General features: G+C 64.1%; 19 protein-coding genes and 1 tRNA gene. 13 read left to right on the top strand and 7 right to left on the bottom strand.

All coding sequences use genetic code 11. The features are described from left to right. Positions 1–42: 42 nt before the first annotated feature. The 8 genes from QZ213_RS01690 to QZ213_RS01655 all read left to right on the top strand — a co-directional run bounded on the left by QZ213_RS01690 (position 43) and on the right by QZ213_RS01655 (position 8,363). Positions 43–1,416 (top strand): hydrolase, encoded by a 1,374-nt coding sequence (locus QZ213_RS01690; RefSeq protein ID WP_291684306.1) that lies wholly within the window; start codon positions 43–45, stop codon positions 1,414–1,416. Between the two features lie 33 nt (positions 1,417–1,449). Continuing rightward, complete coding sequence (locus tag QZ213_RS01685) at positions 1,450–2,853, top strand: cytochrome P450 (RefSeq protein ID WP_291684305.1); 1,404 nt, start codon at positions 1,450–1,452, stop codon at positions 2,851–2,853. 47 nt (positions 2,854–2,900) lie between these two features. Then, complete coding sequence (locus QZ213_RS01680) at positions 2,901–4,310, top strand: adenylate/guanylate cyclase domain-containing protein (RefSeq protein ID WP_291684304.1); 1,410 nt, start codon at positions 2,901–2,903, stop codon at positions 4,308–4,310. Positions 4,311–4,423: 113 nt separating this feature from the next. Then, on the top strand, positions 4,424–4,903 hold the full coding sequence (locus QZ213_RS01675; protein ID WP_291684303.1) for a TerB family tellurite resistance protein: 480 nt from the start codon (positions 4,424–4,426) through the stop codon (positions 4,901–4,903). Positions 4,904–5,173: 270 nt separating this feature from the next. Next, a complete protein-coding gene (locus QZ213_RS01670; protein WP_291684302.1) occupies positions 5,174–5,959 on the top strand; it encodes an SDR family oxidoreductase in 786 nt (261 codons plus the stop codon). Positions 5,960–6,188: 229 nt separating this feature from the next. Then, positions 6,189–6,902, top strand: a complete 714-nt coding sequence (locus tag QZ213_RS01665; RefSeq protein WP_291684318.1) for a glutamine amidotransferase — start codon at positions 6,189–6,191, stop codon at positions 6,900–6,902. 80 nt (positions 6,903–6,982) lie between these two features. Further along, positions 6,983–7,492: a nuclear transport factor 2 family protein gene (locus QZ213_RS01660; RefSeq protein WP_291684301.1), complete on the top strand. Its 510-nt coding sequence runs from the start codon at positions 6,983–6,985 to the stop codon at positions 7,490–7,492. Between the two features lie 58 nt (positions 7,493–7,550). Further along, entirely contained in the window at positions 7,551–8,363 is an 813-nt protein-coding gene (locus QZ213_RS01655) for an enoyl-CoA hydratase (RefSeq protein WP_291684300.1), read from the top strand. 121 nt (positions 8,364–8,484) lie between these two features. On the opposite strand, the gene QZ213_RS01650 is transcribed toward QZ213_RS01655, so the two are convergent. Further along, a tRNA-Ala gene (locus tag QZ213_RS01650) sits at positions 8,485–8,560 on the bottom strand. Between the two features lie 188 nt (positions 8,561–8,748). Between QZ213_RS01650 and QZ213_RS01645 the strand changes: the two genes are divergently transcribed. The 3 genes from QZ213_RS01645 to folD are packed head-to-tail and all read left to right on the top strand — an operon-like array spanning position 8,749 to position 10,293. Continuing rightward, positions 8,749–9,039 carry a YggT family protein gene (locus QZ213_RS01645; RefSeq protein ID WP_291684299.1) on the top strand — a complete coding sequence of 97 codons (291 nt, stop codon included), beginning with the start codon at positions 8,749–8,751 and terminating at the stop codon, positions 9,037–9,039. Positions 9,040–9,067: 28 nt separating this feature from the next. Further along, a complete protein-coding gene (locus tag QZ213_RS01640; protein WP_291684298.1) occupies positions 9,068–9,412 on the top strand; it encodes a DUF167 domain-containing protein in 345 nt (114 codons plus the stop codon). Further along, positions 9,409–10,293 (top strand): bifunctional methylenetetrahydrofolate dehydrogenase/methenyltetrahydrofolate cyclohydrolase FolD, encoded by an 885-nt coding sequence (gene folD / locus QZ213_RS01635; RefSeq protein WP_291684297.1) that lies wholly within the window; start codon positions 9,409–9,411, stop codon positions 10,291–10,293. Before QZ213_RS01640 ends, folD begins: the two co-directional genes overlap by 4 nt. Positions 10,294–10,302: 9 nt before the next feature. Here folD and QZ213_RS01630 read toward each other — a convergent pair whose 3' ends face one another. The 3 genes from QZ213_RS01630 to QZ213_RS01620 form a co-directional block, all read right to left on the bottom strand. Continuing rightward, entirely contained in the window at positions 10,303–11,784 is a 1,482-nt protein-coding gene (locus QZ213_RS01630; RefSeq protein ID WP_291684296.1) for a M20 family peptidase, read from the bottom strand. 192 nt (positions 11,785–11,976) lie between these two features. After that, positions 11,977–12,513, bottom strand: coding sequence for an inorganic diphosphatase (gene ppa / locus QZ213_RS01625; RefSeq protein WP_291684295.1), 537 nt, complete (start codon positions 12,511–12,513; stop codon positions 11,977–11,979). A 101-nt stretch (positions 12,514–12,614) separates the two neighbouring features. Continuing rightward, positions 12,615–13,124 (bottom strand): GNAT family N-acetyltransferase, encoded by a 510-nt coding sequence (locus QZ213_RS01620; protein WP_291684294.1) that lies wholly within the window; start codon positions 13,122–13,124, stop codon positions 12,615–12,617. 278 nt (positions 13,125–13,402) lie between these two features. Between QZ213_RS01620 and QZ213_RS01615 the strand changes: the two genes are divergently transcribed. Both QZ213_RS01615 and QZ213_RS01610 read left to right on the top strand, forming a co-directional pair. Beyond that, on the top strand, positions 13,403–14,302 hold the full coding sequence (locus tag QZ213_RS01615; protein WP_291684293.1) for an alpha/beta hydrolase: 900 nt from the start codon (positions 13,403–13,405) through the stop codon (positions 14,300–14,302). Continuing rightward, positions 14,299–14,721, top strand: coding sequence for a thiol-disulfide oxidoreductase DCC family protein (locus QZ213_RS01610; protein ID WP_291684292.1), 423 nt, complete (start codon positions 14,299–14,301; stop codon positions 14,719–14,721). Before QZ213_RS01615 ends, QZ213_RS01610 begins: the two co-directional genes overlap by 4 nt. Positions 14,722–14,821: 100 nt before the next feature. Here the strand turns inward: QZ213_RS01610 and QZ213_RS01605 are convergent, their stop codons facing one another. The 3 genes from QZ213_RS01605 to QZ213_RS01595 form a co-directional block, all read right to left on the bottom strand. After that, the gene (locus tag QZ213_RS01605) at positions 14,822–16,090 is read right to left on the bottom strand and encodes an NAD(P)/FAD-dependent oxidoreductase (RefSeq protein ID WP_291684291.1); all 1,269 of its coding nucleotides are present in this window, start codon (positions 16,088–16,090) and stop codon (positions 14,822–14,824) included. Positions 16,091–16,173: 83 nt separating this feature from the next. Next, positions 16,174–18,000, bottom strand: a complete 1,827-nt coding sequence (typA, locus tag QZ213_RS01600; protein ID WP_291684290.1) for a translational GTPase TypA — start codon at positions 17,998–18,000, stop codon at positions 16,174–16,176. A gap of 423 nt (positions 18,001–18,423) precedes the next feature. After that, on the bottom strand, positions 18,424–19,191 hold the full coding sequence (locus QZ213_RS01595; RefSeq protein WP_291684289.1) for a Crp/Fnr family transcriptional regulator: 768 nt from the start codon (positions 19,189–19,191) through the stop codon (positions 18,424–18,426). Between the last annotated feature and the right edge of the window lie 196 nt (positions 19,192–19,387).

Raw genomic sequence — 19,387 nt, 5'->3', positions numbered from 1 at the left:
CACAGCGCGGCTAAGGTGCAAATCATAACGGGGAGGTACCATATGAGGATATCGCGGCGGACGATTCTGAAGGGCGCTGGCGCCCTGCCTCTGGCAGCCGGCAATTTTGGCTTCGCCGCGCTGGCGCAGCCGGCCCCCGCCGCTCCGAGCGCGACCGAAATCCCGCCTGTCCTGTTCGTGCATGGCAATGGTGACCACGCGGCGCTGTGGATGACGGCTTTATGGCGGATGGAATCGAACGGGGTTCCGCGCGACCGCCTGTTCGCGATCAATTTCTCCGATCCGCTGGCGCGCGCGGACGATACCAAGGCCGAGCCGAACAAATCCTCGACCGAAGACCAGCGCCGCGAACTCGGCGAAGCCATTCAGGAATTGAAGCGCCGCACCGGCGCGCCGCGCGTGGCTTTGGTTGGCAATTCGCGCGGCGGCTATTCGATCCGGGGGCTCATCAAGAATGGCGGCGGCGCTGATGTCAGTCACGCTGTGCTGTGCGGCGTTCCCAATCACGGCGTTTATGATTGGGACGCTGGTCTGAATAACGAGTTTAACGGCCGCGGCCCGTTCCTGCGCGGGCTGAACGAGGGCGAGAGCGAAGTGACGCCGGGTACCGCGTTCCTGACCCTGCGCAGCGACGGCATGGACAAATACGCGCAACCGGACGGCCGCTTCGTCGGCAAGCCGGGTACCCCGACGGGCGTCACCGCGGAAGGACCGGCGCTCAAGGGTGCCACCAATCTCGCGCTCGGCGCGGTCGATCATCGCGAGACCGCGTTTTCGCCGCGCGCATTCCGCGAGATCTACAAGTTCATCGCCGGGCGCGAGCCGGACAGAGTTGCGATTGCGCCGGAAGCGGAAGTCAGGCTGAGCGGACTGGTGACGGGTACTCCGGGCGGCGTTGCAACCAATCGCCCGGTGGCGGGCGCATCGGTGGAGGTCTATCGCGTCTCTGCCGATAGCGGCGAACGCCAGGGCCCCGCCATTTACGCTTCGCAGACCGGCACCGACGGCCGCTGGGGGCCGGCCAAGGTCGATCCCGCCTGGTATCTCGAAATGGTGCTCACCTCGGCCGGTTCGATCACCACGCATTTCTATCGGTCGCCGTTTCCGCGTTCATCCGATATCGTGCATCTTCGCGCCGCGCGTCCGCCGGGACCCGCTGACGCGGGCGCAGGCTCTGTCGTCCTGATGTCGCGGCCGCGTGGATATTTCGGTCTTCCGCGCGATACCGTGCTGTTCGACGGTAAGGAACCCTCCGATGTGAAGCCGGGTGTGCCCGGCGATTCCATCAGCACGCTGCGGTTTTCAGCCGCGGAAGCCGGACGCCCGGTGGCCGCCGTGTTCAATGAGGAGCGGATTGTCGCGCGGGCCTGGCCGGCGTCGGAAAACAGGATTGCGGTCGCCGAGTTCACTTACTAGCTACTGTCATCGTCATCTTTCGCGAGGCTGCCTGTGAGCATAGCCGAAGCCTTGGGAGTGGAAGCCCTGGACGCGCCGGCCACCCGCCGGCCGTTGGTGCCGCCCTGCCCGCCCCGCGCGCCGGACAATATGACCGCGTTCGGGCGGATGTCGGCGATGCGCGAGAGTCCGATCAACACCTGGGGCCGCCGCGCCTACGAGGACGATATCGTCCAAGGCCGCTTTTTCGGGCGAAGCAGCTTTATCCTCAACACGCCCGATGCCATCAGGCATGTGCTCGTCGACAACTACGAGAATTATACCCGGACGCCGGTCGGCATCCGGGTGTTGCGCCCGATGCTTGGCGAAGGTTTGCTGATCGCCGAAGGCAAGGCCTGGAAGCATCAGCGGCGCACACTCGCGCCGGCGTTCACGCCGCGCGCGGTGTCGATGCTGGTTCCGCACATGATCGCGGTGACCGAGGAAACCATTGCCAAGCTCACGACCAATGTCGGTCAGCCGGTCGATCTGCGCGAGATCATGCAGCGGATGACGCTCGAGATCGCCGGGCGCACGATGTTTTCGTTCGGGATGGATCGGCACGGTGCGGCACTGCGCGACTTCGTCATGGAGTACGGTGCGCGGCTGGCGAGACCACATTTCCTCGACCTGCTGTTGCCGCTGTCCTGGCCTACCCCGCAGGACTTCTCACGCGCGCGCTTCCGCAAACGGTGGACCAGGTTCGTTGCGATGCTGATGGCGGAACGGCGCGCGGCCGGCAAGAAAGCGGACGCGCCGCCGCGCGACCTGTTCGATCTGATGGGAGCGGCGTGCGATCCCGAGACCGGCAATGCCTTCACTGACGAGCAACTCGGCGATGAAGTGGCGACCATGATCCTCGCCGGCCACGAGACCACAGCGACCGCGCTGTTCTGGGCGCTGTATTTGTTAGCGCTCGATCCGGCGACACAGGATGAATTGGCCGCCGAGGTGAATAGTATCGACGCAACCGGCCGCTCCGACGTCGAAAGGCTGAAGTTCACCCGCGCGGTGATCGACGAGACGATGCGGCTTTATCCGCCGGCCTTCCTGATCGCACGCGCCGCCTCTGGGGCGGACACCGTGGCGGGACTGCCCGTCGAACCCAAGGACGTCATCCTGATCGCGCCGTGGCTGCTGCACCGGCACGAAAAGCTCTGGCGCGATCCGAACGCGTTCATTCCGCAGCGCTTCATGCCGCCTGCACCGCCTCCCGACCGCTTCGCCTATCTGCCGTTCGGCGTCGGCGCGCGGATCTGCATCGGCGCGCATTTCGCGCTGGTGGAAGCAACGCTGGCGCTGGCCAGGATCATGGCTGCGTTCCGGGTCGAACTGCTCGACAAGACGCCGGTGATGCCGATCGGCGTGGTGACGACGCAGCCGGATCGCTCCCCGATGTTCCGCATCATACGCCGGTGACGAAGGCATTGCTTGGACGTTACGGCAATCTGCCTTAGGTTCGACTCATGAGTGAAACCCAGGCGCAGTTTTCGGTACTGAAACAGACCGCCGACCCGGCGGTGGCCGACGCCATCCGCGAGCTGATCGAAAATGGCCAGGACCACGAGCTCAACCGCATCAATCTGCTGGATTTTTCGACGCGGACCGGGCTCGACGAAGAGCGGGTGATTTCCGGCTTTCTGCATGCGTCCCGGCTCGGGCTGTTCGACCTCACCTGGAACGTGCTGTGCCCCGGCTGCGGCGGCGTGCTGGACGCCCACTCCACGTTGAAATCGCTGCGTCACGACGACTATCATTGCGGGCTGTGCGCCTGCGGTTACGAAGCGTCCGTCGACGAACAGGTCGAAGTCGCCTTCACGGTCAGTCCGCGGGTCCGCCGCATCGCGGCGCATGATCCCAATACGCTGCCGCTCTGGGAATACTTCAAGCAAGTGTTCTGGAGTTCGGGCGTCGATTTCAACGAGGAATCGTTCGCGGCACTCTCCAATGACGTCGTGCTGGACGCGCTCGAACTGCCGGCGGGCGAGAAGGCGACGATGTCGTTGCAATTGCCGCCGGATTTCATCATCGTATTCGAGCCGGTGACGCACGCCGCGCAATTCATCGACGTGCAGGGCGAGCCGACCAAGGAGCGTCAGCAGCTGTCGCTGATCTACAACAGGCTACAGGCGCCGACCGGAACCATGACGCTGCGCCCGGGCCCGCTGCGGCTGTCGCTCGACAATCAGGCCGGCGTGCGGGTGCTGCCGTCGGTGTTCGTCGCGGCCGAAGCGCTCCATCATCTGATAGGCAAGCGCAAGCCGTTCCTCACCGCCAAGCGGATGCTGACCAACCAGACCTTCCGCGACGTCTTCAAGGCCGACAACCTCAACATCGATCAGCGGCTCAAGATCACGTCGCTGACGTTCCTGTTCACCGACCTCAAGGGGTCCACCGCGCTGTACGAGCGGGTCGGCGATCTCGCCGCCTTCGATCTGGTGCGCGCGCATTTCCATGCGCTGCTTGAGATCATCTCTTCGGAGAAAGGCGCCGTGGTGAAGACCATTGGCGACGCCGTGATGGCGACCTTCATCCGGCCCGAACATGCGATCGCGGCGGGTTTGCGGATGCGCGCCGCCATGGATGCGCTCAACGCCGAGCGCGGCACCGACGATCTGGTGGTCAAGATCGGCATTCATGAAGGCCCCTGCCTCGCCGTGATGCTCAACGAGCGCCAGGACTATTTCGGCCAGACAGTCAACATCGCAGCCCGGGTGCAGGGCCTTTCGACCTCGCAGGCGATCCACATCACCGGCCCGGTGATCGAGGCCCCGGCGGTCGCCGCGATCCTGGATCGGGAGGCGATCAAGCCGATCCAGAAGCAGGCGGCGCTGCGCGGCATTGCCGACAAGATCGTGGTCTACGAAATCCCCTGAGATTGCCGAAACGTAATGCGGGCGCCGAAACCGCGTGGATTGCGCGGGTTGGCTTTCCGGCCCATATATCGGCCATAGCAACCAACGGACTTCGCGGGATTTCGGTAGGAAAAATGCTGGACGGACTTCGCCAATTCATTGCCGATGTTGTTTCGCCAACCGCGCGTGGGCAGCAATCGTTTGACGATACCGGTTATCGTCTGGCGGCGACCGCGCTGTTGATTCACGTCATTTCGCTTGACGGCGAACCGTCGGCCGCGGAAAAGCGCAAACTTCACAGCATGATCGAAAGCCGCTTCGGACTTGATCCCGGCAAGGCGGATCAGTTGATCGCGTCCGCGACGCTGGTCGAGGGCGAGGCAGTCGATCTCTATCATTTCACCAGCGTCATCATGCGTTCGGTGGACGAGGCCGGCAGGCTCCGCATCGTCGAGATGATGTGGGAGCTGGTCTATGCCGACGGTCAGGTCAGCGAGTTCGAGGACAATGTGGTGTGGCGCGCGGCTGATCTCTTGGGCGTATCCGCGCGCGACCGGATCGATCTCAAGCATAGCGTGGCCGCCCGGCAGGCAGCGGCGACCGCGGGCAGCTGAAAATATCGCGGCGCGGCAATGTGCCACGCTGCGGGGCCTGGGCTTCGCGCCCCTTGGCGTGTGCGTTGCCGGACATGACGAAATTTTAATGTCTATGTCAATTGACCAATCGCCGATGCGATTAGCCCCGAAATGTCTTGATTTAACGCGGTAGCATTGTGCGTCTGAGCGCGCCGCCATGCTTGCGGGTGGCTTGCATCCCACCTAAGGCGTATGCTTTCTCGAATGCGTTAGCCGCCTATCCTGCAATAATTTTAAGAGCATTGAATCGTGACCGAGCGTGTAACGCTAATTACCGGTGCCTCGGCGGGGATAGGCACCGAACTGGCGCGCGTTTTCGCATCAAAAGGCCATCGCCTGGCTCTGGTGGCGCGGCGCGCGGATCGACTGACGGCGCTGGCGGACGAAATCGCCGCTGCCGGCGGCGCTGCTGCGCCGATCGTGATCGTGTGCGATCTCGAACAGCCCGATGCCGGCGATCGGATCGCGGCGGCATTGACCGCCGAAGGGGTGGAGATCGAATACGTCGTCAACAATGCAGGCTTTGGCTTGTTCGGTCATGCGATCGAGCTGGATCGCGCGGCGCAGCTTGGCATGATCGCCGTCAACATCCGCGCCATGACCGAATTGTCGCTGCGGTTTTCCGATCAGCTGATCCGGCACCGCGGCGGCATCCTCAACGTCGCTTCGATCGCCAGCTTCCTGCCCGGACCGGGAATGGCGGTCTATTACGCCTCCAAGGCCTATGTTCTCTCGTTCAGCGAGGCGATGCGCCGCGAACTCGCCCCGCGCGGCGTGCGGGTGACCGCGCTATGTCCGGGGCCGGTGCCGTCGGAATTTCAGGAGCGGGCGGGGTTTGAACCCGGATTTGACTCCGCGATCCTGAACGTCTCCCCGGCTAATGTCGCAAAGGCAGGGTATCGCGGGCTAATGGCCAACAAGCGCGCGGTGCTGCCCGGCGTCGGCATCAAGGTCCTGCCGTTCCTGCTCCGGCTGTTTCCGCGCGGGTTCATCCTCGCGGCGGTTGGCAGGTTCCAGCTCAGGAAGCGACGGTAAGGCGTCCATCTCCTTTCCTTGGCCCGCAATTTGCTTGAACCTGCATGTCAATTTCTGCGACCGCCCCACGGAATTAAGGATGCATTAAGGGCGATTCTGGCTTGATAGGCGGGAAAGCGAAGATCAATTGATGTCGTGCCATTCGATCAAATCTGACGCCGAAAACGTGCTGCATCTTCCCGATAGAGTGCGAACGGTTTCTGCCGCGCCTTCCTCCGCCGGGCCGTTGCTGCCGGTTCTGATCATCCTGCACCAGGAAACCTCGACGCCGGGCCGCGTCGGCAATGTGCTGCGGGCGGTTGGGCATCCCCTCGATATCAGGCGTCCCCGGTTCGGCGACCTGCTTCCGGAAACGCTGGAAGGTCATGCCGGCGCTGTCATTTTCGGCGGCCCGATGAGCGCCAACGATCCGGATGATTACGTCCGCCAGGAGATCGACTGGATTGAGGTGCCGCTCCAGGAGCGGCGGCCGTTCCTGGGGATTTGCCTGGGCGCGCAGATGCTCGCGATGCAGCTCGGCGCGCGGGTGGCGCCGCACCCCGAAGGCCGCGCGCAGATCGGATATTACCCGATCCGCCCCACGCCCGCGGGGCTGAAGATCTGTCCGAATTGGCCGGATCATGTCTACCACTGGCACCGCGAGGGATTTGAACTTCCCCACGGCGCTGAATTGCTGGCGGAAGGAAGCGATTTTCCAGTCGAGGCGTTCCAGCTGGACCATGCGTTCGGCTTCCAGTTCCACCCCGACGTCACCTACGCGATGATGCATCGCTGGACCACGCGCGGCCATGCCCGCCTCGAATTGCCGGGCGCGCGGCCACGCCATCATCACTTCGCGGATCGTGCGGTACATGACGTGACCGAGCGCGCCTGGCTGAAGCAATTCATCGATGGCTGGCTCGCCAGAGCGCCGCTGTCGGCGATGTCGGAAGCCGCGGAATAGCCCACCTTTCCATTTCCGCAAATATGATAGTGTCGGCCCAACAAGCTTGCGGCATATCAGCAAGCGACGCGGGAGGCGACATGACGGGCAGCGAGTTCGCGCAGCTGTTGGACGACTTCACGCTGTCGGCGGAATCCGGAAACGGCGCGCGTTTCGCCAACCACTTCACCGAAGACGCCATCTACCACGACTATATCTACGGTCCGCATAAAGGCCGCGGCGGCATCGCGCATATGATGCAGGATCTGTTTCACCGGGACGCCGCCGACTATCGCTGGGAAATGTTTGATCCCGTGTTCGACGGCGAAATGGGATATGCGTGGTCGCTGTCGAGCTTCACGTCGAAGATCCCGCAATTTCAGGGAAAGCCCGTCGTGATCGACGGCATGAGCCGCTTCATCGTCCGCGACGGTCTGATCGCCGAATACCGTGAATCCGTTAACGGCGGGGTCGCGATGGCTCAGCTCGGGGTCGAGCCGGAGCGCATGACAAAGGTGTTCATGCGCTGGAGCGGCTGGCTGAAGGAACGGCCGGAAACGGTGGCCTATCTGGCGCGACCAGCCGGGGCACGCGCCAGGCGGCGCGTATGAAACAGCAATCAACAACAAGACGTCGTTGAAAAAGACGACAAGCACAGGGAGAGCGCGGGTGACCTATCAGCATATTCTGTACGACGTGAGCGAGAAGGTCGCGACCATCACGCTCAACCGGCCGGACCGCATGAATGCGTGGACGCCAATCATGGAGCGCGACGTTCGCCACGCCATGGAGACCGCCGCCACCGCCGACGATGTCCGCGTCATCGTGCTCACGGGAGCAGGGCGCGCGTTCTGCGCCGGCGCCGACATGGACGCGCTGAAGGGCCTCGATCCCGACGACATCAGGCGCGCCACGAGCCTGCCGCCGTTCGACATGAACCGCAGGCCCGACTGGCAGGCGCGCTATGCCTACTATCCGTCGATTCCCAAGCCCGTCATCGGAATGCTGAACGGCGCCACCGCGGGCATCGGGCTCGTGCACGCGCTGTATTGCGACCTGCGCTTCGCCGCCGACAATACGGTTTTCACCACCGCGTTCTCGCGGCGCGGGCTGATCGCCGAGCACGGCATCAGCTGGATGCTGCCGCGCATCGTCGGCCATGCCAATGCGATGGACTTGCTGATGTCGGCGCGCCGGGTGTCCAGCGAAGAGGCGCTGCGCATCGGTCTGGTCAATCGGCTGTACCCGCCCGAACAACTGCGCGAGCAGACCTATGCCTACGCGCGCGATCTGGCCGATTTCGTCTCGCCGAGCGCGATCGCGGTGATCAAGCGGCAGCTCTACGACGTGCCGTTCCAGACGCTCGCCGAAGCGACCATCGACGCCAACCGGGAAATGGTGGTGGCGCTGCGCGGCAGCGATTTCCGCGAAGGCGTGGCAAGTTTCATGGAGAAACGGCCGCCGAGGTTTACGGGGAAGTGAGGGGGCGCGGGGCTTGCAGAGGCCCGGCTTCGCCCTGCGGGCCACGCCGCGGCAGCCTTGGCTTGCTTCGCTACGGCACGGTGTGGCTTGCCGAGTCGTAGCTTGCGAAGCAAACGAAGGCTGGTGGAGCCAGGCGGGATCGAACCGCCGACCTCGTCATTGCGAACGACGCGCTCTCCCAGCTGAGCTATGGCCCCATCGTGACCGCCTCGTGAGAGTCGGCCAGCGATTGGCGCCATTTACAATCCGCGCCAAGGTCAAGTCAAGAACGGCGAAATCGCCGTTTTCGGCTTTATTTGCCCGGAACTTCCCTTGTTTGCGGGGGGTGGAACCGATATCTAGCAAGAAGTCGAATCCGCGACCGAACCGCGAGTAAAGCCTGCCCATGCGTGCCGTTCTCGACATCGTTCTTATCGTTCTGGACCTTTATGTCTGGCTGCTGATTGCCTCCGCCATCCTGTCCTGGCTGATCGCCTTCAATGTCGTGAACACGCGCAACGCGTTCGTGTCGGCGGTGGCGGAATTCCTGTACCGGATCACCGAACCGCTGCTGGCGCCGATCCGCTCCATCATGCCGAATCTCGGCGGGCTCGATATCTCGCCGATCATCCTGATCCTGATCATCATGTTCATCCAGCGGGTGATCACGTACTACATCTATCCCAGCGTATTCTGACCGCGGGCGAACGCCTGATGGACGCCTCATGGATCCCTGGCGCTACTCCACCCAAGGCGTGAGCGTGGCGCTCCGGGTGACGCCACGCGGCGGTCGTGACGACATCGACGGGCTTGAGACGCTCGCGGACGGCCGCGTCGTGGTCAAGGTGCGGGTTCGGGCCATCGCCGATGGCGGCGAGGCCAACCGCGCGGTGACCGAGCTGATGGCGAAGGCGCTCGGGGTACCCAAGGCGAAAGTGCGGATTCTCTCCGGCGCGACCTCACGCCTGAAACAGATTGCCGTGGACGGCGACCCGGCAAAGCTCGGCGACGCCTTGCGAAAGCTCATCGCGGCAAAGCCGGACTCATCTGAAGACAAAGGACAGAAATGACGGCCCGGATCATCGATGGAAAGGTCATTGCCGCGGAGCTTCGCGCCCGCGTTGCCGACGAGGTCGCGCGCATCAAACGCGAAAACGGGCTGACGCCTGGGCTCGCGGTGGTGTTGGTCGGCAGCGATCCCGCCAGCCAGGTCTATGTCCGCAGCAAGCACAAGCAGACCCAGGCCGCGGGCATGGCGTCGTTCGAGCACGTGCTTTCCGCCGATGTCGCGCAGGACGATTTGCTGGCGCTGATTGCCAAGCTCAATCGCGATCCCGCCGTGCACGGCATCCTGGTGCAATTGCCGCTGCCGAAATCGCTGCATACCGAAACCATCATCAACGCCCTCGATCCCGCCAAGGATGTCGACGGGCTGCATCCGAACAATGCCGGACGGCTTGCGGGCGGTTTCAACGCGCTGTCGCCCTGCACGCCGCTCGGCTGCATCATTCTGACCAAGAGCGTGCACGCCTCGCTGGAAGGCATGAACGCCATCGTGATCGGCCGCTCCAATCTGGTCGGCCGTCCGCTGGTGCAGTTGCTGCTGAACGAAAACGCCACGGTGACGATCGCGCATTCGCGCTCGCGCGACCTCAGAGAACTCTGCGCCCGCGCCGATCTGGTCTACGCCGCCGTAGGCCGACCGGAAATGGTGCGCGGCGACTGGATCAAGCCCGGCGCCACCGTGATCGACGTCGGCATCAACCGGATGCCCGGCGCCGGCGGCAAGGACCGGCTGGTCGGCGACGTCGCCTTCGCCGAGGCGCAAAACGTCGCCGGCGCCATCACGCCGGTGCCTGGCGGCGTCGGCCAGATGACGGTGGCGTGCCTCCTGGTCAACACCCTGCGCGCGGCTTGCGCGATTCACGGATTGCCGAAGCCGGCCGTGTGAAGAAGGCCGTCACCCCGCCGCGTTTTCGATCAGGCGCCGGTAGAACCGGATCATGTCGGCATAGCCGTCGATGCTGAGGCGCTCGTTGGTGCCGTGGAATCGCTTCAGGTCGTCGGCGTTGGCGCGCACCGGCGAAAAGCGGAAAATGTTGTCGGCAACGCCGACGTAGTGCCGCGAATCGGTCCCCGCCAGCATCAGGCCGGGCGCGACGACGACGTCGGGAAAAATCTCCCGGATGGTGCGGTTGAGCGTCTGATAGGCGGCCCGATTGATGTCCGTCACCGGCGTCGGTTCGGCATTGCCGGCAAACGGCTCGATGGTGATGCGGTCGTCGTTGATGGTGCGGCGGGCATGGTCGATCACGCTGGCCTGGCTGTCGCCCGGCATCAGCCGGAAGTTGACGCTGGCCGAGGCGTTGCCGGGCAGCACGTTGTCCTTGTCGCCGGCATTGAAGATCGTCAGCGCGGTGGTGGTGCGCACCATCGCCTCGGTGGGACCGGTCTTTTCGAACTCGCGCAGCAACAGCGGCTTGAACAGCCAGAGGTTGGAGAGCACGACGCGATTGAAGCCGCGCATCTCCGGCGCCAGCGTGTCGAACATCTCGGCGGCCGCGCCGCTCATCTGCATCGGCAGGCGATGCTCTTCCAGTTTGGTCAGCGCCGCGCTCATCATGCCGATCGCGGTCTCGCGCGGCGGCATCGAGGAATGGCCGGGCGTGGCATGCGCGGTCAGTACCAGCGTGGCATAGCCCTTCTCGGCGACGCCGATCAAGGCCGCGGGCTTGTCGAGGCCCTTGATGAGGCCTTCGGCGATCAGGAGCCCCTCATCAATCGCGAAGTCGAGCCGGATGCCGCGGGCGGCGAGAGCGGCCGCAATCGCCTTGGCGCCGCGGGTGCCCGCCACTTCCTCGTCATGGCCGAACGCGAAATAGATGGTGCGCTTCGGGCGGAAGCCCTGCCTGGCCATCGCGTCGGCGGCCTCCAGGATCGAATAGAGGTTGCCCTTGTCGTCCCAGGAGCCCCGGCCCCAGATGAAGCCGTCGGCGATGACGCCGTCATAGGGCGGCTTAAGCCAGTCCTTCTCGGTGCCCGACGCGACCGGCACCACGTCCTGATGCGCGAGCAGCGCGATCGGCAGCGCCTTCGGGTCGGTGCCTTCCCAGCTGTAGAGCAGGCTGTAGCCGGCGATGAGCTCGCGCCTGGCGGCGGCATGAAAGGCCGGAAAACTCTTCAGGATGTGCGCCTGCAGGCCGCGCAGCGCCTCGGTGTCCTGGTCCGGATTGTCAAAACTCGAAATGGTCCGGAAGCGGATCGCCTCGCTCAGCCGCGTGGCTGCGCCAGACTCGTCGACCGCCGCGCGCGGCACGGAAGCGACCAGAAGCTGCCGCGAGCCATGGGTGACCACGTTGAACGCCAGCACGCCGGCGACAACGACGATCGCCGCGATCGCGAGCAGCAGGGTGTTGCGGATGATCTTCAGCAGCCGGCGCATGGGTTTTCCCCGATTTCTCCGTCATGGCCGGGTCAAAGCCGTCCGAAGGACGACGTCGCTTCCGCTTGCCTGTGTCCCGGCCATCCACGTGTCTCTCGCCGCAAGCTTTAAAGACGTGGATGCCCGGCACAAGGCTGCACAAGGCCGGGCATGACGAGATTCGCTATAACGAGCCATTCCGCCGGCAACCGCCTACTTCGCGTTCGCCTTTGCCCGCGCGATGCCTTCCGCGATCAGCTGGTGGGCGTCGTCCGCGCCGCCCCATCGCAGCACCTTCACCCATTTGCCCGGCTCTAGGTCCTTGTAATGCTCGAAGAAGTGCTGGATCTGGGCCAGCGTGATGTCGGGCAAATCGCTGTAGGTCTTCACCTTGTCGTAGCGCTGGGTCAGTTTCGAGGATGGCACGGCGATGATCTTCTCGTCGCCGCCGGCCTCGTCTTCCATCAGCAGCACCCCGACCGGCCGCACGCTCATCACGGCGCCGGGCACGATGGCGCGGGTGTTGGCGACCAGCACGTCGCAGGGGTCGCCGTCGTTCGAGAGCGTATGCGGGATGAAGCCGTAATTGCCGGGATAACGCATGGCGGTATAGAGAAACCGGTCGACCACCAGCGTGCCAGCCTCCTTGTCCATCTCGTATTTGATCGGCTCGCCCCCGACCGGCACTTCGATGATGACGTTGACCTCACGCGGCGGATCATTCCCGATCGAGATGGCGTCAATACGCATGGAGGGCTCCGCGGGGCTTTGAAGTTAAGTCCTGGCAATGGGCACACCGGCCGGTCAAGGCTTCTGCCGGTCAAGGCTCCGGCGCGCATTGCGAACCGGTCTCAGCTGGTCCAGGCGAAGGCGACCTTGTCGAGCGACTTCGGCCCGAACTTCTCCGAGGAGCGCGCGACCATGCGGCCGCCGAGGGCGCGGTAAAACTCGGTCGCGGGATCGTTGTCGGAGAGCGCCCAGATTACCATGCTCTTCAGGCCGCTCTGCAACAGGTCGCGCCGTGCGGCCGTGAACAGCCGGCGGCCGAAGCCGAGGCCCTGAAATTCCGGGCGCAGATAAAGCTCGTAGATCTCGCCTTCGAAGTGCAGGCTGCGGGCGCGGTTGCGGCCGTAATTGGCATAGCCCGCGACCTTGTCGCCGAACACCAGTACGCTGACGCGGCTGCCCTTGCGGATCGCGCTGTCCCACCATTGCGGACCGCGGCGGTTGATGAGCTTCTCCAGCTCGGCGCCGGGGATGATGCCCTGATAGGCCGAACGCCAGGCTTCATCATGGGTGGACGCTACCGCTGCCGCATCCGCAGCTTTGGCCGGTCGAACCTCGATCAGGGTTGTGCTCATGACCCAATCAAAGCAAGTCGCAGCCCCGGCTTCAAGGTCTATCCTTAATTATGGGTTAACCTGTGGATTTTTGGCATCAGTTTTTGCCTCTGCCTGTACCGAAAAAGGACAAGGAGCCGTCTGAGGCGGCCGTTGAGCGAAGGATTGGCGGGACGGGCCGGTGTCGGCAGGTCCAAAACCCGACCGGGCCGGGTCACCTTCACGGAAAAATGCGCTGGATTTGATTCGCCGTGCGTATTCTCTTGGGCAGTCCGAGCCCATCCGCGTCAGGCAAATCCATGCAATCGTTCAAGGCGCTTTCCGCTCTGGTTGTGCTCGGAATGGTGTGTGCGCAAAGCGCGACGGCGCAAGCCCCATTCGGTGCGCAAGGCGCGGAAGCCGAACCGAACAGGATGCAGCCATGGCTGGTGCCGTCGCCGGACCCGGCCACATCAGCACATGCCGTGCTGTTTCGTCCGCCAGGCGACGGGCCGTTCCGGCTGGCGGTGATCGCGCACGCCTCGACCCAGAACGTCTTGCGTCGCGCGCAAATGCCGCAGCCCGAATACCGCGCGCTGGCGGCCTGGCTGGTGGCGCGCGGCTTTGCGGTGCTGGTGCCGGAACGGCCGGGCCATGGCGCGACGGGAGGAAAATATCTCGAAGATCAAGGCGGCTGCGACGAGGCCGATTATTCGCATTCAGGCCGTGCCACCGCGGACGAGATCGCGGCGGCGCTGAATTATCTGCGCGGACAATCCTTCATCCGGCGGGATGGCGCCATCGTTCTCGGCCACTCGGCCGGCGCCTGGGGCGCGCTGGCGCTGGCGCGCGAAAATCCGCAAGGATTGGCGGCGATTGTCGCATTCGCGGCCGGCCGCGGCGGCCATGCGAATGATTTCCCCAACCAGGTCTGCGCGCTGCACACGCTGATCGCGTCGGCGGCCGAATTCGGCGAGGGGGCGCGCGTGCCGGTGACCTGGCTGGTGGCGGCCAATGACAGCTATTTTCCGCCCGATCTGTCACGGAGGCTCGCCGACGCGTTCCGCAGCGGGGGCGACAAAGTGGAGTTTTATCTTTTGCCGGCGTCCGGCGGCGAAGGTCACTGGCTGGCGGAAACCGAATCCGGCGTGAAGATCGCCGGACCGGAGTTGGAGCGCGCGCTGAAGCTGGCGAGCCCGAGACGGGACAGAAAGCCATGACGGCGCCCGCGACCAACCCGTGGCCGGACGATGACGTGATCCTCTACGACGGCGTCTGCGTGTTCTGCTCGCGCTGGGTCCGCTTCGTCGCGACGCGCGACGTGGCGCAGCGATTCCGCTTCACCGCGATTCAATCCGGCTATGGCACGCGGCTGGCGCAGGCGTTCGGCATCGATCCGGACGATCCCGACACCAATGCAGTTGTTCACGGCGGTGTCGCCTGGTTCAAATCCGACGCCGCGCTGATCGTGCTGGGTGAGCTGCCGGGCTGGAGATGGGTGCGCGTGTTGCGCGGGATACCAAAACCGCTCCGCGACGCCGTCTACAGCCTCGTTGCCCGCAATCGCTATCGGATTTTCGGGAAGTATAAGGAGTGCTTCGTGCCGGATGCGCAGTTGAGGGCGAGGGTGATCGAGTAAGCTGTCACTCCGGGGCGATGCGAAAGCATCGAACTACGATGTGCAATTGCACATCTGAGGTCTGGTCCTCCGGACCATCCCGGAATGACGAGATCGGCAATCATCCCTTCGCGAGCGTGCCCATCACCTCTTCCGCCGCCCGCTCCCCGCTGTCCCGCGCCCCATGCGCCGTCGAGAAAAACTCCGGCGAGGTGGCTTCACCAGCGAAGAACAGCCGGCCGTCGACCGGCGCGGCCAGCACGGCGCGCTGGCCGGCGTGGCCGGGCAAGGCGTGCGAGTATGAACCTCGCGCGAAGGGATCGTGGGCCCAGCGCGATTCCGCCAGCGGTTTTAATCGCCGGCGGAAATCCGAGCCGAGCAGGGCCACGATCTCGTCGATCGACTGCGCGGCCAGCGCGCCGTCGCCGGCATCTTCCAATTGTTGCGCGAAGCGGCCGCCGAAGAAGCCTTCGATGCAGGGCTGGCCGAACGGGCGCAGATGAAAAGTGCCCATCGCGGTGCGCATGGTGGCGCCGCGCAGATTGCCGTCTTTCGGCAACGCGTCATTAGAATCTTGCGGCTGATCCAGCGCCAGCATGACCTTGTCGGCGAGCCCTAGCGGCAGGCCGCACGCGGCGTCGACTTTTGCAGGCAGTGCCGGGTGAAAGCGAATCGTCTCGTCGGCGATCAGGTTGGTCGGCACGGTCACGATCGCTTTGCCGGCGGAAAGCGTCCCGCGCGAGGTCTCGATCCGCACGCGCCTGCCGGAATGGTCGATCAGGGTGACCTGCGTGTTCAGCGCCAGCGGGCAGGACGCGCCATAGGCCGCCATCAGTGCGCCGTAGCCGCGCCGCACCCGCCAGTTGATCTCGGTGTCCTCATAGGCGTCCATGTCGAGGATGGAGACCTGGTCGAGTTCGCAGCCGTTCACATAGGTCGAGATCGCATCGATCATCGGATTCCAGCGATTGCCGGGCTCGAGACAGGCGTTCGCGGCGCTGTCGCTGCCACTCTTTGCCAACCTTCTGGCGGCCTCCTCGGCGCGGTCGTAAAAATCTTCCAGCGCCCCGATGAAGTCGGCGCGCTCCCGGGGCGGAAAGGCCTCATCGAATGCCTCCTCGCGCCACGGCGGGCGGGTTTTGTCGATCTCGAAATTCAGCTGCTCGGCGATCCCGACGAACGAATTCCTGTCCGCCGAATGCAGCCAGCCGCAGCCGACGTCGAAGGTAATTTCCGGCGCCGCCATGATGGTATGGCCGCGGCCACCGACGCGATCGCGCGCTTCCAGCACGATGATCGAGAGGCCGGAATTGTTCAGCGCGTGGGCGGCACCGAGGCCTGCGGCGCCGGCGCCGATGATGGCGACATCGACTTCGGAGGGGAGGGACATGAGGTGAGGCGATGGTGAGTGGCGAATAGAACGTTGCTTATATGGCTCGTCTACTCGCCATTCGCTACTCCCTATTCGCCGACTTACGCCACCGCTTCCTTGGTCTTCTCCGCGCGCTTGCGCTCGTTGGCGTCGAGGAACTTCTTGCGCAGCCGGATCGACTTCGGGGTGACCTCGACCAGTTCGTCGTCCTCGATATAGGCCAGCGCCTTTTCAAGGGTCATCTGGATCGGCGGGGTCAGGCGCACCGCTTCGTCCTTCGAGGTGGTGCGGATATTGGTGAGCTGCTTGCCCTTGAGGATATTGATCTCCAGATCGTTCTCGCGGGTGTGCTCGCCGACGATCATGCCCTTGTAGACCTTACAGCCGGGCTCGATCATCATCGGACCGCGGTCTTCCAGCTTGAACATGGCGTAGGCGACCGCCTCGCCCTGATCGTTGGAGATCAATACGCCGTTGCGGCGGCCCTGGATGTTGCCCTTGTAGGGCGCATAGCCGTGGAACAGCCGGTTCATGATCGCGGTGCCGCGGGTGTCGGTCAGGAGTTCGCCCTGATAGCCGATCAGGCCTCGCGTGGGCGCATAGAACACCAGCCGCAGCCGGTTGCCGCCGGAGGGACGCATCTCGATCATCTCGGCCTTGCGTTCGCTCATCTTCTGCACGACGACGCCGGAATGCTCCTCGTCGACGTCGATCACGACTTCTTCGATCGGCTCCTGCCACTCGCCGGTGGCGTCGTCCTTCTTCATCACGACGCGCGGGCGCGATACCGACAGTTCAAAACCTTCGCGGCGCATGGTCTCGATCAGGATCGCGAGCTGCAATTCGCCGCGGCCCGAGACTTCCATGGAATCCTTGTCGTCGGCTTCGGTGACGCGCAGCGCGACATTGCCTTCGGCTTCGCGCAGCAGGCGGTCGCGGATCATGCGGCTGGTCACCTTGTCGCCTTCGGTGCCCGCGAGCGGCGAGTTGTTGACGATGAACGACATCGACACGGTCGGCGGATCGATCGGCTGCGCCTTCAAGGGCACATCGACGGAGGGATCGCAGAACGTGTCGGCGACGGTGCCCTTGGTGAGGCCGGCAATGGCGACGATGTCGCCGGCTTCGGCCTCTTCAAGCGGCGTGCGCTCGATGCCGCGGAAGGCGATGATCTTGGTGATACGCCCGGTCTCGATCAGCTTGCCGTCGCCGCCCAGCACCTTGACGGCCTGGTTCGGCTTGATGGTGCCGGAGGTGATGCGGCCGGTGATGATGCGGCCGAGATAGGGGTTGGCCTCCAGAATGGTGCCGATCATGCGGAACGGCCCTTCCTCGACGGTCGGCGGCGCGACGTGACGCAGGATCAGGTCGAACAGCGGCTGCATGCCGGCGTCCTTCGGACCATCCGGGCTTTCCGCCATCCAGCCCTGCTTGGCCGAGCCGTAGAGAATCGGAAAATCGAGCTGCTCTTCGGTGGCGTCCAGCGCCGCGAACAGGTCGAACACCTCGTTGATGACTTCGGTCGGCCGTGCGTCGGGGCGGTCGACCTTGTTGATGACCACGATCGGCTTCAGCCCGACCTTGAGCGCCTTCGACACCACGAATTTGGTTTGCGGCAGCGGGCCTTCGGCGGCGTCCACCAGCACCAGCGCGCCGTCCACCATGTTCAGGATGCGCTCGACCTCGCCGCCGAAATCGGCGTGGCCCGGAGTGTCGACGATGTTGATGCGGGTGTCCTTCCACTGCACCGAGGCCGCCTTGGCGAGAATGGTGATGCCGCGCTCGCGCTCCAGATCGTTGGAGTCCATGGCACGCTCGACCACCCGCTGGTTGTCGCGATAGGTGCCGGATTGCTGCAGCAGGCGATCGACCAAAGTGGTTTTGCCGTGGTCGACGTGGGCGATAATGGCGACGTTGCGGAGGTTCATAGCTGTTCTTCTGGCTCGGACAATGGCTGGAGCACGATCTCACCGGAAAACCGGGACCCACTTTTCCGGATCACGCTCAAAACCTGAAATTCTGGAAGGTGCAAGGCACCTAAAAAGGAAGCCCGGCCAAAAGGACCGGGCACACCTTACTCGTTGCGCTGCAATATAGTCAGAAAACGCTAAAAAACAATGGCTTGTTGAGGGGGTGCTTGACCGATTTTCCGTCATACCGGCGTCATTTTGGCCGCCGCCGGGCTCATTCGGTCACATCTCATGGCCTTCGGCTGTGGGACGCGGCCCGGATCATCATCACACCGAAAAAACCGACCGCGAGGCCGGCGGCCACCAACGGCGCAAAGCCGCCACCCGAACACGGTTGAGACAGCACGATTCAGCTGAAAATGATGGCAACCAGCCCTGGCGCTACCCCACCGCCGCGTGCGACTCTTCGGTCGGGTAGACCCCGCGCAGCACCTCGTCGAAGTGATTTTTGACGGATTCGTTGCAAAGGCAGGCCCGGGTCTGCAGCGCCTCGCGGTTGCGCACCAGGATCGAGCCGCGGCGGGTCTCCAGAATCCCTTCCGCCTTGAATGTCTGCATTACCCGGCTGGTATAGCTGCGGCCGACCCCGAGCAGGGTCGCGAGCTGCTCGTGGGTCAGCGGCACGACGTCCGCGCCATCGGTCCGCTCCATCGCCGAGATGATCCATTTCGCGGTGCGCTGCTCGATCGAATGGATCGCATTGCAGGCCGTCGACTGGAAGATCTGGGCAAGCATGCAGTCCGCGTAACGCGAAAACACGTTACTCAGCGTGGAAGACTTTGCTTTTGCGGCATCCAGCTTGCTGACATGCAGGCGCGCGAAAGACCCGCCGAACTTGACCATGATCCGGGTATAGGCCGGCAGATATCCCTGGCTGACAATTCCACCGACGGCGCCCTCGCGGCCGACCAGGATGGTTTCGACATCGCGGCCGTCCTCATTGGCCACCAGGTAAGACGCAAGCGAAGGTCCGCAGGGAAAGTGGACGATCTCGACGTCGTCACCGGGATTGTAGAGCAGGTCGTTGGGCCGGGCCTCCTCCAGCGCAAGATGCGGCGCGATCAGGGCAAAGTCGCCCGCGCTCAGCCGCCGCAACAGGTTGTTGCAGGGGCGTTCGCTGCTGTTGGCTTCGCTTTCACGTCGGACCATCCCCGGTTTCCTTGCCTCGCGGCCGTCACGATAGCCGCTCACTTCAAATTGTTAAGTCCACAAGTGCACAGACAAACGAACGGACGATGTGATGGTTTCATATTGGGAACCGACCGGCGCGCTTTTTTTGGCGCCGGCACCGGGCGCGGTTCGAGGTGGGCTCGGATTGCGATTTCTGGGCGTTTGTCAGCGAAAC

It is taken from the genome of Bradyrhizobium sp. (assembly GCF_017881085.1).
Taxonomy (GTDB): domain Bacteria; phylum Pseudomonadota; class Alphaproteobacteria; order Rhizobiales; family Xanthobacteraceae; genus Bradyrhizobium.
Note: the sequence above shows the minus strand (reverse complement) of the source record. Positions and strands in the feature narration are given on the sequence as shown.

Coding starts and splice junctions, on each gene's coding strand:
- QZ213_RS01690 (WP_291684306.1), top strand. CDS start 43: ATGAGGATATCGCGGCGGACGATTCTGAAGGGCGCTGGCGCCCTGCCT.
- QZ213_RS01680 (WP_291684304.1), top strand. CDS start 2,901: ATGAGTGAAACCCAGGCGCAGTTTTCGGTACTGAAACAGACCGCCGAC.
- QZ213_RS01675 (WP_291684303.1), top strand. CDS start 4,424: ATGCTGGACGGACTTCGCCAATTCATTGCCGATGTTGTTTCGCCAACC.
- QZ213_RS01660 (WP_291684301.1), top strand. CDS start 6,983: ATGACGGGCAGCGAGTTCGCGCAGCTGTTGGACGACTTCACGCTGTCG.
- QZ213_RS01645 (WP_291684299.1), top strand. CDS start 8,749: ATGCGTGCCGTTCTCGACATCGTTCTTATCGTTCTGGACCTTTATGTC.
- QZ213_RS01640 (WP_291684298.1), top strand. CDS start 9,068: ATGGATCCCTGGCGCTACTCCACCCAAGGCGTGAGCGTGGCGCTCCGG.
- folD (WP_291684297.1), top strand. CDS start 9,409: ATGACGGCCCGGATCATCGATGGAAAGGTCATTGCCGCGGAGCTTCGC.
- QZ213_RS01630 (WP_291684296.1), bottom strand. CDS start 11,784: ATGCGCCGGCTGCTGAAGATCATCCGCAACACCCTGCTGCTCGCGATC.
- ppa (WP_291684295.1), bottom strand. CDS start 12,513: ATGCGTATTGACGCCATCTCGATCGGGAATGATCCGCCGCGTGAGGTC.
- QZ213_RS01620 (WP_291684294.1), bottom strand. CDS start 13,124: ATGAGCACAACCCTGATCGAGGTTCGACCGGCCAAAGCTGCGGATGCG.
- QZ213_RS01615 (WP_291684293.1), top strand. CDS start 13,403: ATGCAATCGTTCAAGGCGCTTTCCGCTCTGGTTGTGCTCGGAATGGTG.
- QZ213_RS01610 (WP_291684292.1), top strand. CDS start 14,299: ATGACGGCGCCCGCGACCAACCCGTGGCCGGACGATGACGTGATCCTC.
- QZ213_RS01605 (WP_291684291.1), bottom strand. CDS start 16,090: ATGTCCCTCCCCTCCGAAGTCGATGTCGCCATCATCGGCGCCGGCGCC.
- typA (WP_291684290.1), bottom strand. CDS start 18,000: ATGAACCTCCGCAACGTCGCCATTATCGCCCACGTCGACCACGGCAAA.
- QZ213_RS01595 (WP_291684289.1), bottom strand. CDS start 19,191: ATGGTCCGACGTGAAAGCGAAGCCAACAGCAGCGAACGCCCCTGCAAC.